Origin of the sequence: Pseudomonas sp. NFPP04, assembly GCF_900113815.1 — a bacterium.
Lineage (GTDB): Bacteria > Pseudomonadota > Gammaproteobacteria > Pseudomonadales > Pseudomonadaceae > Aquipseudomonas > Aquipseudomonas extremorientalis.
Map to the genome: position 1 here is coordinate 87,896 of NZ_FOQS01000012.1, position 13,470 is coordinate 101,365.

Consider the following 13,470-nt stretch of genomic DNA (forward strand, 5'->3'; position numbering starts at 1 on the left):
CGACCAGACATCTGGAGAACATCATGACTTTCTCTCATCCCGTCGCGGTCATCACCAGCGACGAACAAGCCCTTGTTGTCGCCAGCGACCTGGCCGAAGACTTTCGCCGCGACAGCGCCCAGCGCGACCGCGAGCGCCGCCTGCCCTTGCCCGAGCTGGATGCGTTCTCGCGCTCCGGCCTGTGGGGCATCAGCGTGCCGAAGGAGCACGGCGGCGCGGGCGTATCCAATGTCACCCTGGCCAAGGTGATTGCCTTGATAGCCCAGGCCGATGCATCCCTGGGCCAGATCCCGCAGAACCATTTCTACGCCCTGGAAGTGCTGCGCGTAAACGGCAGCCCGGCACAGCAAAAACGCCTGTACACCGAGGTACTCGCCGGCCAGCGCTTCGGCAACGCCCTGGCGGAACTGGGCACCAAGACCGCCCATGACCGCGTCACCAAAATCACCCGCGACGGTGACGGTTTCCGTATCAGCGGCCGCAAGTTCTATTCCACCGGCGCGATCTACGCCCAGCGCATCCCCACGTCGGTGGTGGATGACCACGGCGTGCAGCAACTGGCCTTTGTGCCACGCGACAGCGAAGGCCTGAGCGTGATCGACGACTGGAGCGGCTTCGGCCAGCGCACCACCGGCAGCGGTTCGGTGGTGTTCGATAACGTGTGGGTGGCCGCGCAGGACGTGATCCCGTTCCAGAGCGCCTTCGAACGCCCGACCACCGTCGGCCCGCTGGCCCAGATCCTTCACGCTGCCATCGACACCGGGATCGCCCGTGCGGCCTTTGAAGATGCGCTGCACTTTGTACGCACCAAGACCCGCCCGTGGATCGACTCCGGCAACGACAAAGCCACTGAAGACCCACTGACCCTGAAAAGCTTCGGCCACTTGAGCATCCGCCTGCACGCCGCCGAGGCGCTGTTGGAGCGCTCGGGCGAGTACCTGGACCGTGCCCAGGCCGACAGCAACGCCGAGACCGTCGCTGCCGCCTCGATTGCCGTCGCGGAAGTACGCGCCTTGAGCACCGAAATTTCCCTGGCCGCCGGCAGCACCCTGTTCGAACTGGCCGGCAGCCAGGCGACCCTGGCTGAACATGGCTTGGACCGTCACTGGCGCAACGCCCGGGTGCACACCCTGCACGACCCGGTGCGGTGGAAGTACCACGCGGTGGGTAATTACTACCTGAACGATGAAAACCCGCCGCTGCGGGGGACCATTTGATGGCGAAGAAAAAAATCCTGCTCAATGCCTTCAACATGAACTGCATCGGGCATATCAACCACGGCCTGTGGACGCATCCACGGGACACTTCGACCCAGTACAAGACGATCGAGTACTGGACCGAGCTGGCGCAAACCCTGGAGCGCGGGCTGTTCGACGGTTTGTTTATCGCCGATATCGTCGGTGTGTACGACGTGTACCAGAACTCGATTGATGTGCCGCTCAAAGAGTCGATCCAACTGCCGGTGAATGATCCGTTGCTGTTGGTCTCAGCCATGGCCGCCGTCACCAGAAACCTCGGCTTCGGCCTCACCGCCAACCTCACCTACGAGCCGCCGTATTTGTTCGCCCGGCGCATGTCCACGCTGGACCACCTGAGCCGTGGCCGTGTGGGTTGGAACATCGTCACCGGCTACCTCGACAGCGCCGCCAAGGCCATGGGCCTCACTGAACAAGTCGAGCATGACCGCCGCTACGACCAGGCCGATGAATACCTGGAGGTGCTCTACAAACTCTGGGAAGGCAGCTGGGAAGACGGCGCGGTGCTCAACGACCCCAAGGCGCGGGTGTATGCGCAGCCGGGCAAGGTGCACAAGGTCGAGCACCAGGGGGAGTTCTACCAGGTGGACGGGTATCACCTGTGCGAGCCCTCTCCGCAACGTACACCGGTGCTGTTCCAGGCCGGCAGTTCGGAGCGCGGGTTGCTGTTCGCGGGGCGCCATGCCGAGTGCGTATTCATCAGCGGCCAGAACAAGGCCGCGACCAAGGTCCAGGTGGACAAGGTGCGCGCCAGCGCGGTCGAGGCCGGGCGCAACCCGGATGACATCAAGGTGTTCATGGGCCTCAACGTGATCGTGGGTGCCACAGAAGCGTTGGCCTGGGCCAAACACGCCGAGTACCTCAGCTACGCCAGCCCGGAAGCCGGCGTGGCGCATTTCTCGGCATCCACCGCCATCGACTTTGCCCAATACGAACTGGACGAGCCGATCCAGTACGTGAAGAGCAACGCGATCCAGTCGGCCACCAAGAACCTGCAGAACAACGACTGGACCCGGCGCAAATTGCTGGAGCAGCACGCCTTGGGCGGGCGCTACATCACCCTGGTCGGCTCGCCCGGACAGGTCGCCGACGAGCTGGAATCGTGGATCAGCGAGACCGGCCTGGATGGCTTCAACCTAACGCGCATCGTCACGCCGGAAAGCTATGTGGACTTCATCGACCTGGTGGTGCCGGAGCTGCAAAAGCGCGGGTCGTACAAAACTGAATATGAACAGGGAACGCTGCGGGAAAAAGTCTTCCAGGGCAGCGCCCGCCTACCCGAACAACACACCGGTTCCACCTACCGACAAACTGCTTCTCTGACTGGAAATACCCAATGAAAAAGACACTGCTCACTCATCCAGTCAAAGCACTGGCCCTGGCGTTCGGACTGTTCAGCTCAGCGGTATTCGCCGCCGATGCGCCGTTGAAGATCGGCACCACCGCCGCCTTTGCGATTCCTCTGGAAGCCGCTGTAGCCGAAGCCGGCAAGCAAGGCCTCAAAGTCGAGCTGGTGGAGTTCACCGACTGGATCGCACCCAACGTCAGCCTGGCTGCCGGCGATATCGACGTGAACTATTTCCAGCACATCCCGTTCCTGGAAAACGCCAAGGCCGCCGCCGGTTTTGACCTGGTGCCCTATGCGCCGGGCATCATCAACAACGTCGGGCTGTATTCGAAGAAGTACAAAAGCATCAACGACTTGCCCCAGGGCGCCAGCGTGGCGATTGCCAACGACCCGATCAACAGCGGTCGTGGCCTGCAACTGCTGGCCAAGGCGGGGCTGATCACGCTCAAGCCGGGCGTGGGCTACAAGGCCACCGAGGAAGACATCATCAGCAACCCGAAGAAGATCAAGATCCTGCAGGTCGAGGCCGTGCAACTGGTGCGCGCCTATGACGATGCCGACCTGGTGCAGGGCTACCCGGCGTATATCCGCCTGTCCAAGACCTTCGATGCCGAGTCGGCGCTGCTGTTCGACGGCCTCGACCATCCAGAGTACGTGATCCAGTTCGTGATCCAGCCCAAAAGCAAGACCGACCCACGGGTGATCAAGTTTGTGGATATCTACCAGCATTCGCCGGTGGTGCGTGCCGCCTTGGATAAATCCCTCGGCAAGCTCTACCAAGTCGGCTGGGAAGATAAAAAATGACCGCCGCCCATGCCCAACTGCGCGACCTGGGCCTGCCGCCCAGGGACGCCGAGCAGAGCGAATTGCACCCGGACCTCAATCGCGCGCATGTGCGTTTCATCAACCTGGGCAAGACCTACGACGGCACGGTGCATGCCTTGCAAGGCATCGACCTGGCGATCCAGCGCGGTGAAGTGTTCGGCATCATTGGCCGCAGCGGCGCCGGCAAGTCATCGCTGATCCGCACCATCAATCGCCTGGAACAACCCAGCAGCGGGCGGGTGCTGATCGATCAGGTGGACATCGGTGAGTTTGATGAAGACCGTCTGGTGGCCCTGCGTCGACGCATCGGCATGATCTTCCAGCACTTCAACCTGATGTCGGCCAAAACGGTGTGGCAGAACGTCGAGTTGCCGTTGAAAGTGGCGGGCGTGCCGAAGCAGCAGCGCGAGCAAAAAGTACGCGAGCTGCTTGAACTGGTGGGGTTGCAGGACAAGCACACGTCTTACCCGGCGCAGCTGTCCGGCGGGCAGAAACAACGGGTGGGCATTGCCCGTTCGCTGGTGCACGACCCCGAGATCCTGCTGTGCGACGAGGCCACCTCGGCCCTCGACCCGGAGACGACCCAATCGATTCTCGGCCTGCTGCGCGAGATCAACCGGCGCCTGGGTTTGACCATCGTGCTGATCACCCACGAGATGGCGGTGATCCGCGAAATCTGCGACCGCGTGGTGGTGCTGGAACATGGGCGCATCGTCGAGCAAGGCCCGGTGTGGCACGTGTTCGGCAACCCGCAGCATGAAGTCAGCAAAACCCTGCTGGCCCCCCTGCAACACGGGCTGCCGGACGAACTGCAAAGCCGCCTGCAGGCCACACCAGCGTCGGCGGACGCGGCGCTGGTGCTGCGTTTGCAATTCACCGGCGGCGACACCGACGAACCCGACCTCGCTGCCCTGTTCAGCGCACTCGGCGGTCGCGTGCGCCTTTTGCAAGGCGGCGTGGAACGCATCCAGGGGCATGCCCTGGGGCAATTGCTGCTGGCGGTAAACGGCTCGCCCCACAGCGCCGAAGAACTGCGCAAACGAGCCGGGAATTGGGCACAACACACAGAGGTGCTGGGCTATGTGGTTTGATCGTTTGGTACAAGGCGCCATCGACACCTTGTTGATGGTCGGCGTGTCATCGCTGATCGCGCTGCTGGTGGGAATCCCGCTGGCGGTATTCCTGGTGACCAGTGACAAGGGCGGCATTTACCAGGCCCCGGCGCTGAATCGCGTGCTGGGGGCGTTCGTCAATCTGTTCCGCTCGATTCCGTTCCTGATCCTGATGGTGGCGCTGATCCCGTTCACTCGGCTGATCGTCGGCACCACTTACGGCGTATGGGCAGCGGTCGTACCCTTGACCATCGCCGCCACGCCGTTCTTTGCACGCATTGCCGAAGTGAGCCTGCGCGAAGTCGACCACGGCCTGATCGAAGCCGCACAAGCCATGGGCTGCCGCCGCTGGCACATCATCTGGCACGTGCTGTTGCCGGAAGCGCTGCCGGGGATCGTCGGCGGTTTCACCATCACGCTGGTGACCATGATCAACTCATCGGCCATGGCCGGCGCGATTGGCGCGGGGGGCCTGGGGGATATTGCGTACCGGTATGGGTATCAGCGCTTTGATACGCAGATCATGCTCACGGTGATCGTACTGCTGGTGATTCTGGTGGCGGTGATTCAGGTGGGTGGGGATCGCCTGGCGCGGGGGCTCAATAAGAGGTGAGGTATAGTCGGGTCATCGAAGACGCCCGGTATTACCCGTCATGACACTCAAACCCGACGACCTTAAGCAGATCACCTCCGCCACCCTCGGCCACTACAACAAAGTGGCCGAGGACTTCCGTGAAGGCACCCGCGATCACGATGTGAGCCAGAACATCGATGCCCTGCTGCGGCATATCCAGGGTCCGGCACCGTTTACTGTGCTGGATTTCGGCTGCGGCCCCGGGCGTGACTTGCAGACCTTTACCCGCATGGGCCATATCGCGGTGGGGCTCGACGGCTCGGAGCGGTTTGCGCAGATGGCGCGGGAGGACAGTGGCTGCGAGGTGTTGCAGCAGGATTTCCTCAAGCTGGACCTGCCTGTCGAGCGCTTTGACGGGATCTTCGCCAATGCGGTGTTGTTTCATATCCCCAAGCAGGAACTGCCACGTGTGCTCAAGCAATTGCATGGGGCATTGAAGGCGGGCGGCGTGTTGTTCAGTTCCAACCCTCGGGGTGACAACCAGGAAGGTTGGAATGGGCCACGGTACGGGTCTTATCACGACCGGGCGGCGTGGCAAACACTCCTGACGCAAGCCGGGTTTGTGGAGTTGGAGCATTACTACCGGCCGGCAGGCTTGCCCAGGGCGCAACAGCCCTGGTTGGCGAGTGTGTGGCGCAAGCGGTAGATTTTCGTTGCCTGGTCTGACGCCATCGGGGGCAAGCCCCCTCCCACAGTTTGATGTGTGAATACAGTCAACATGTGGGAGGGGGCTTGCCCCCGATGACGCCTGCTGAGGCAGCCTTACTCCACCTGATACACCAACGGTTTTTCACCCACCCCATGTGCAGTCACACTGCGCCCGGCATAACCTTCTTTTTCCTCGCCAGAAAAATTCGCCACCAACCGCGTGCCATCGGCAAAGGTGGTTTGCTGCACCTGCCTGTCCGCCGTCAGCCAACGAAAATCCGTCATCGCCTGGGTCGCCAAACGCTGGTGCAGCGGCCGGAAGAACCGATCCTGCCGCTGGATCACCGGCAGCCGCTGTTTAACGGTCGAGGCACTCAGGTGATACAGCGGCGGCACGTTGTAGAGCAGTTGCGTCAGCTCATTCTCGACCCGCACATTGCTCAGTTTGAGACTGTCGAACAGCCAGTGGTGTGTGGTGATCACCGAGCCGTGGAACACCGCCTGGTACAACGGCAGCCGCATGCTCGGCTCAAAGTAGACCGTGCGAAACGGCTCTTTGAGCGGCACCGGCTTGAAGAACACCGTCGGCTGCTCCGGCGGGTACCAATTGCCCACGTAGTAGGGCGATTGCTTGTCCTGGGTCATGGCCTGGTCACCCCAGCCAATCACCGGCGTCTGCATGCCATGGGCGAACAGAATGCCTTGGGCGGTGATGGCGTTGCCGTCTTCGGAACCGGTTGGCAATTTGAGCACCGTGTTGAGCCAGCGCGAGGCGTCGACATTGCCCTCGGCGTTTTGCGCCTGGGTCATCCGGGCGCCGTCGCGGTAGCTGTCGAACACCATGCTGGTGGCATAGGCATCGAGGAACCAGGCGTTGAAACCGGCCTTGGCCTGCACGGCCTTCACACGGGCTTCGAGCAAAGGCCGCACGCAACGTGGGTCGGTGTAGTGACCGGACTGCTGGAAGCCGGTTTTCAGCTTGCCACCCTTCAACATAATCGCGCAGTCGCGGTAAGCCCTGCTGCCCAGGTGGGCGGTGGTCCAATCCGGATTTTCCGTGGCAGACAACGCGGTTTCATAGGAATCGTAGGGCGCCATCAGGTAACCCGCCTCAACCCCGGCGCGGATCGCCTCGGGGTGCCACAGGCCGCCCTCCCAGCCTTCGCCCAGGGTCAGCAGCAAGCGTGAAAGACCTGTATCACGCAGTGACTGGATCGCCCGGCTGCCCCAGGCTTGGGGGGTATCGCTCAGCGCACCGGCGAACGCGACGGCCAACTCGCTGCGCAGCTCACCATAACGTGCAGCGAGGCGCGTCATATCCGGCTCTTGCACCTGCCAACTCTGCCGGGCCTTGCTGTTGATTGCCGCATTCAGCCCCCGCAGCAGCGCGGTCTGCTCATAGCGATTCAAGGCCGTCGCCTGCGCCAGGATCTTTGTCGACTCCTTGTCGAGCAAGCCTTTGAGTTCATGGCCACGCAGGCGTTTGAGCAACAACGGCCAGTCACGGACATCCTCCGGCGCCAGCAGGTCATTACCCCACAGGTAGACATGGCTGGCACCCAGCAACTTCTCGGCCTCGGGTGTCTGCCGCAGCTTTTCCGCCAGCGCTTCATAGCGCCCTTGCTCCACCAGCCATTGGCGATAGCGCTTGGCGCCGGCCAAGGGATCGGCCTCCCCCAGGTGCAACAGCAGGGTCATCGGCGCATCAGGGTCGAGCGCGGTGAATTCGTGGGCCACGGACAGCGCCATCCCTTCCTGCCAGCGCAGGCGATTGTTGTAGGGGTTGGTCAGCAACCAGTTCAAGGTGAAGCGCCCGTGGTCCAGGCCCCACAGCGGCAGGCTGAGATCCTGGGTGGTGTTGAGATCACCTTGTTCCTGCAAAAACGCTTTCCATACAGCGTTGTCGGCGGGCACGTAATGCCCTTCGGCCAACGACCACATCAGCCCGTTGCCCAGGGCGCTGGCGGGTTGCTGAAGGATAGGTAGCTCGCCAGGCTCACGCGCGCGCAGGGTCAACTTGAGGTCGCGCTGTTCAAGGGTGGCGCTCACCCGGAAGGCGCCGTCATCCCACTGCCAACTGGCCTGTTGATCGCTCCGCACAAGCTGGCTGACGGCACGCGTCGGCAAGCCGCTGGAAGCTTGTACCGTCGCCTGCCCGTGGGGCGTCACGCGGATGGCGAGGGTGGCCGGGTCGAGTTCGACCCGCCACAGGGGGTTTTCCAATACGGTGCTGGCAAAAGCCATGGGTGACAGCAACAGTGTGCAAATCAACAGACCGTGGCGCAGGAAGTGAGGCATGTTCAGCTCTGCTCTGGTTTGGGCTCCCGGATCTTGTACCAAGCCACATAAAGCGCAGGCAAAAACAAAAGTGTTAACAAAGTCGCGATGATGATCCCGCCGATCATCGCGTAGGCCATCGGCCCCCAGAACACCTCACGGGCAATCGGGATCATGCCCAGGCTCGCCGCCGCCGCCGTGAGCAGGATCGGCCGGCGCCGATGCTCGGTGGCTTCCACCACCGCATCCCACGGCGTATAGCCGGCCACCTCATACTCATGAATCTGCGTCACCAGGATCACTGAGTTACGGATGATGATGCCGATCAACGCCAGGATGCCGAGGATCGCCACGAAACCCATGGGCGTGCCCGTAGGGATCAACGCCAGCACCACACCGATCAGCCCGAGCGGCGCGACGCTCGCCACCAGGAACATCTTCTGCACGCTGTGCAGTTGGATCATCAGGAACGTCGCCATGAGGAACAGCATCAACGGCACCACGCTGGCAATCGGTCCCTGGGCCTTGCCGCTTTCTTCCACGGTGCCGCCGGTAGCGACCTTGTAGCCCACCGGCAGGCCAGCGCTGAACTTGTCGATTTCCGGCTTGAGCTGCTTGACCAGGTCCGTCGGCTGCATCTCATCGCGCACCGAAGCTTTGATAGTGATGGTCGGTTTGCGGTCGCGACGCCATACCAGCGGCTGCTCCAGCTCGTAACGCACGGTGGCGAAGGCCAGCAGCGGAATCGACGTACCGTTGGGCGTGACGATCTGCAGGTTCTGCAAGGTTTCCGGCGTACCGCGCTCAGCGTCTTCGGCACGACCCACCACGTTGATCAGGTAGATATCGTCATGCACCTGGGTCACCGAAGCGCCGCTGACCACGCTGTTCATCAACTGCGCCACGTCTTCCGACGACAGCCCCAGTTGGCGCGCCTTGTCCTGGGCGATGTCGATGCGCAGCACTTTGCCCGGCTCGTTCCAGTCGTAGATGATCTCGCCCAGGTGAGTGTTCTTGTCCAGCAAGGTCGCCAGTTCGATGGCGTGCTTGCGCACCTGGTCGGTGTCTTTGCCCGACACGCGATACTGAATCGGCCGGCCCACTGGCGGGCCCATTTCCAGCGGCTGCACGTAGCTGCCGATCCCGACGAAATCATCACGCAGGCGCTTTTGCAGGCGCGCGATCAACTCGCCGCGCTCTTCCAGGCCCTTGCTCACGATGACCAACTGCGCGTAGTAGGGGTTTTCCAGTTGCTGGTCGAGGGGCAGGTAGAAACGGATCGCGCCCTGGCCGATGTACGTGCTCCAGCGAGCAATATCCGAGTCGTCCTTGATGATCGCTTCCAGGCGGTCGACGGCCTTGCGCGTCTCGTTGATCGAGGCGTTTTGCGGCAGGTTGAGGTCGACGAGGATTTCCGGGCGGTCCGACGAGGGGAAGAACTGGTTCTGCACGAACTGCATGGAAAACACCGACGCCGCGAACAACGCCACGGTGATGCCAATCGCCCACCAGCGGTTACGCATGGCCCACAGCATGCCGCCATTGAAAGCCCGTCCAATCCGCCCCGGCTCTGCGTTGTGAGGTTTGACGTTGGCACTCAGGATATGCACGCCGATCACCGGCGCAAACAGCACCGCCACCACCCACGACACCAGCATCGCCACGGCAATCACCGCAAACAGGGTAAAGGTGTACTCGCCCGCCGAGCTGGCGTTGAGGCCGATCGGCACGAACCCCGCGACGGTCACCAGTGTACCGGTGAGCATGGGGAACGCCGTGGAGGTGTAGGCGTAGGTCGCCGCCTGCTCCTTGGTCTCGCCTTTTTCCAGGCGTGTGATCATCATCTCGACGGTGATCATCGCGTCGTCCACCAACAGGCCGAGGGCAATGATCAGCGCGCCGAGCGACACACGCTGCATGGTGATGCCGCTGTATTCCATGAACACGAACACCAGGGCCAGCACCAACGGAATCGAGCACGCCACCACCAATCCGGCGCGCATGCCGAGGCTGATAAAGCTCACCACCAGCACGATGATGACGGCCTCAAACAAGGCACTGGTAAAACCGCCGACCGCCTCTTCCACCACTTCCGCCTGGTCGGACACCTTGTGCACGCCGACGCCCACTGGCAGGTCGGCGGTGAGTTCGTCCATGCGCTCGTGCAGGGCCTTGCCGAACGACTGGATATTACCGCCCTTCTGCATGGCAATCGCCAGACCGATGGCCGGCTTGCCGTTGAACCGGAACATCGGCCGCGCCGGGTCCACATAACCCCGGCTGATGTCTGCGATATCCGCCAGGCGATAGAAACGGTCATTGAGCCGCAGATTGACGTTGGCCAGGTCCTTCTCCGAGGCGAACTGCCCCGAGGTGCGCACCGAAATCCGCTCCGGCCCGGCCTCGATCACCCCGGCTGGCGTCACCGCGTTCTGCGATTGCAGGCTCTGCACCACCTGGCGCTGGTCAATCCCCAGCGCCGCCAGTTTGCGCGTGGAGAAGTTCAGGTAAATCACTTCATCCTGCTGGCCGATCATCTCGACCTTGCCCAACCCCGGCACCGAGCGGATCTCGGCGCGTACCTGCTCCACGTAGTCACGCAACTGGCGCATCGACAGGCCATCGCCGGTAAAGGCGTACACCGAGCCAAATACATCACCGAACTCATCGTTGAACGACGGCCCCTGCAAACCCGGTGGGAAGCTGCCACGAATGTCGTCGATCTTCTTGTGTACCAGGTACCAGATATGGGGGATGTCCTTGGCGCTGGTGGTGTCCTTGAGGAACACGAATACCGTGGACTCGCCCGGCCGGGTGTAGCTTTTCACATAGTCGAGGGAATCGAGCTCTTCGAGCTTTTTCTCGATGCGGTCGGTGACCTGCTTGAGGGTTTCTTCCTGGGTCGCGCCCGGCCAGCGGGTCTGGATCACCATGGTCTTGATGGTGAAGGAAGGGTCTTCCTCACGGCCCAGGTTCATGTACGAAAACACGCCCATCAGCAGCGCGACGAACATCAGGTACCAGACGAAGGACTGATGCTTGAGGGCCCAGTCGGATAAGTTGAAGCTCCCTTTCATCGCGGGCTGTCCTCGTCGATTTTGACTTTTTGCCCAGGTTTCAGGCTGTTGACGCCGGCGGTGACGATGCGCTCGCCGGGTTTGACGCCGCCGTTGAGCAAGGCGCTGTCGGCATCGCGGCTGATCACCGTGATATCACGCGGTTGTACCGTCTGGCTCTGGGTGTCGAGCAGCCAGATGCGGGTCTTGCCGTCGACGTCCTGCAAGGCGCTCAGGGGCACTTCGATGCGCGGGGCGATGGCGGTGCTCAACGTTACGCTGATCGCCGTGCCCAGGCGGAACGCGGGCGGCGTGTCGGCCAGGGTCAGGCGCGCACGCCGGGTGCGCGTGGCGCTTTGGGCCTGGGGTTCGATCTCGCGCACGATAGCGGTGGTATGCACGCTGGGGTCGAGCTGCCCGGCAACCAGGAACACCACGTCCGGGGGCAAGCGCTCGGCAAGGCCGGCGGGCAGGTCGATCACGGCTTCCTTGATATCCGGGCGCGCCAGGGTGACGACCTGCTGGCCGGCACTGACCACCTGGCCGGCCTCGGCATTCCAGGCGGTGACGATACCGGCGTGGTCAGTGCGCAGTTCGGCGTAGTTGAGCTGGTCCTTGGCTTGATTGACGGAGGCCTGGGCCTGATCGAGCGAGGCCTGGGTGGTCTTCAGGTCGGTCTGGGCAATATCCAGCTGGGCCTGGGCGCCGACGCCACGGTTGAACAACTCCTGCTGGCGGCGCGCATTGGCCTGGGCGTTGATGTATTGCGCCTGCACGCGGGCCAGGTCGCCCTGGGCCGAGCGCAGTTGGTTCTGTTGGTCGGTGGGGTCGAGGACGGCGAGCAAGGCGCCCTTCTCCACCTCGGCGCCCACGTCCACCGCGCGGCGGGCAATGCGGCCGGGTACGCGGAAGCCTAAATTACTTTCGTAGCGGGCCTGGATGGTGCCGGCGAAGCGACCGAGGTTTTCCTGGTCTTGCGACTTCACTTCCATGGACAGGACCGGGCGCACGGGCTCGGGCGGCGGTTCTTCCTTGGAGCAGGCCACCAGCAACACGCTGGCGACGAGTATCCCCGTGAGGCGTTTCATGGCTGCGCTCCTGGCTGGGCAATCTCGACAATCATGCCGGGATGCAGCAATTGCCCGCCGGCGACCACAACTTTTTCGCCGCCCTTGAGGCCGTCACCAATGATGACTTTGCCGGTGAGGTAACGTGCCACGGTGACTTTGTGCAATTGCGCCTTGCCGTCGCCGTCGACCAACCACACAGCGGGTTCGCTGAGGTCTTTGGTCAGCGCGGCCCACGGCAATTCGATACTGGCCTTCGCCGGGCCATTGGCGGTGGCGCTTACCACCGAGCCCAGCTCCATGCCTTTGGGTAAGGCCTGCAGGGCGATTTTCACCTGCACAGTGCCGGTGTTGGCGGCCACGGCGGGGGTGACCTCACGGACCTTGCCCACGGCCTTGATGCTGGGGTTATCCAGCAGGCTGACGGTGATCGGCGCATCGGGCGGCGGCTCCACCAGCAGGGACTCATAGACGTTGAACACCGCATCACGCTCGCCATCGCGCGCCAGGCTGAAAATCGGTACGGTGGCCTGTACCACCTGACCGACTTCGGCCTGGCGTGCGGTAATCACCCCAGGCGCTTCGGCGATCAGCGCGGTGTAGCCGAGTTGCTCGCGGGCGTTGGCCAGTTGAGCCTGGGCGGCAGCCAGGGCGCTCTGGCTGCTGCGTAACGCGGCCTGGGCGGAATCGTATTCGCTGCGGCTGGTGTAGCCCTTGGGCAAGAGTTTTTCCTGGCGCACAAATGCAGCTGCAGTCTGCTTGACCCGCGCCTGTTCGGCCACGACCTGGGCCTGCGCGGAATCTACGTTGGTCTGCAAGTCCTTGGGGTCGAGCTTGGCCAGCACTTGCCTGGCGCTCACGCGGTCGCCCACATCCACCATGCGCTGGATGATTTTGCCGCCCACGCGAAAGGACAGATCGGTTTGCACCCGAGCCTGGATATCCCCGGTCAGCGTGACCGCCGCCGCGAAGTCCGCCGGCTGCACGGTCTGCACGAACACCCGCGAATGGGCCTTGGGTTCAGCCTTGTCCTCGCCACAGCCGCTCAACAGCGCCAGTAGGCCAAGGCCGAAAATACAGGTGGAAATGCGAGCGCCCATGCAGGCTCCTTTTGCGTGATGCCGACGTGCCAGTGTGTATGCGACTGTGAGCTTAGTTCAGGGTTCCTTATCTGCATGGAGGCTCCCATACTCCAATGGTTCCCAAGGCGACTGGATGCCCATGCTCAAGACCCACGCGGTGGCCAA

The 13,470-nt window shown here is 62.7% G+C and carries 10 protein-coding genes; 6 read left to right on the forward strand and 4 right to left on the reverse strand.

All coding sequences use genetic code 11. The features are described 5' to 3' along the window. Positions 1–23 precede the first annotated feature (23 nt). The 6 genes from BM017_RS22730 to BM017_RS22755 are packed head-to-tail and all read left to right on the forward strand — an operon-like array spanning position 24 to position 5,821. On the forward strand, positions 24–1,217 hold the full coding sequence (locus BM017_RS22730; protein WP_092248598.1) for an SfnB family sulfur acquisition oxidoreductase: 1,194 nt from the start codon (positions 24–26) through the stop codon (positions 1,215–1,217). Continuing rightward, positions 1,217–2,596 carry an LLM class flavin-dependent oxidoreductase gene (locus tag BM017_RS22735; protein WP_092248601.1) on the forward strand — a complete coding sequence of 460 codons (1,380 nt, stop codon included), beginning with the start codon at positions 1,217–1,219 and terminating at the stop codon, positions 2,594–2,596. Before BM017_RS22730 ends, BM017_RS22735 begins: the two co-directional genes overlap by 1 nt. Further along, complete coding sequence (locus BM017_RS22740; RefSeq protein WP_092248604.1) at positions 2,593–3,408, forward strand: MetQ/NlpA family ABC transporter substrate-binding protein; 816 nt, start codon at positions 2,593–2,595, stop codon at positions 3,406–3,408. The genes BM017_RS22735 and BM017_RS22740 overlap by 4 nt, the downstream gene beginning before the upstream one ends. Beyond that, positions 3,405–4,520, forward strand: coding sequence for a methionine ABC transporter ATP-binding protein (locus BM017_RS22745; protein ID WP_092248608.1), 1,116 nt, complete (start codon positions 3,405–3,407; stop codon positions 4,518–4,520). Before BM017_RS22740 ends, BM017_RS22745 begins: the two co-directional genes overlap by 4 nt. Then, positions 4,510–5,154, forward strand: a complete 645-nt coding sequence (locus BM017_RS22750) for a methionine ABC transporter permease (protein ID WP_071492519.1) — start codon at positions 4,510–4,512, stop codon at positions 5,152–5,154. The genes BM017_RS22745 and BM017_RS22750 overlap by 11 nt, the downstream gene beginning before the upstream one ends. A 40-nt stretch (positions 5,155–5,194) precedes the next feature. Next, positions 5,195–5,821: a class I SAM-dependent methyltransferase gene (locus tag BM017_RS22755; RefSeq protein ID WP_092248611.1), complete on the forward strand. Its 627-nt coding sequence runs from the start codon at positions 5,195–5,197 to the stop codon at positions 5,819–5,821. 116 nt (positions 5,822–5,937) lie between these two features. Here the strand turns inward: BM017_RS22755 and BM017_RS22760 are convergent, their stop codons facing one another. From BM017_RS22760 to BM017_RS22775, 4 genes are read right to left on the reverse strand one after another with little or no spacing between them, the layout of a single operon-like run. After that, on the reverse strand, positions 5,938–8,121 hold the full coding sequence (locus tag BM017_RS22760; protein WP_092248614.1) for a glycoside hydrolase: 2,184 nt from the start codon (positions 8,119–8,121) through the stop codon (positions 5,938–5,940). A gap of 2 nt (positions 8,122–8,123) precedes the next feature. Next, complete coding sequence (locus BM017_RS22765; protein ID WP_092248617.1) at positions 8,124–11,177, reverse strand: efflux RND transporter permease subunit; 3,054 nt, start codon at positions 11,175–11,177, stop codon at positions 8,124–8,126. Next, positions 11,174–12,244, reverse strand: coding sequence for an efflux RND transporter periplasmic adaptor subunit (locus BM017_RS22770; RefSeq protein WP_092248620.1), 1,071 nt, complete (start codon positions 12,242–12,244; stop codon positions 11,174–11,176). The genes BM017_RS22765 and BM017_RS22770 overlap by 4 nt, the downstream gene beginning before the upstream one ends. Continuing rightward, entirely contained in the window at positions 12,241–13,323 is a 1,083-nt protein-coding gene (locus BM017_RS22775) for an efflux RND transporter periplasmic adaptor subunit (protein WP_092248623.1), read from the reverse strand. Before BM017_RS22775 ends, BM017_RS22770 begins: the two co-directional genes overlap by 4 nt. Positions 13,324–13,470: the final 147 nt, after the last annotated feature.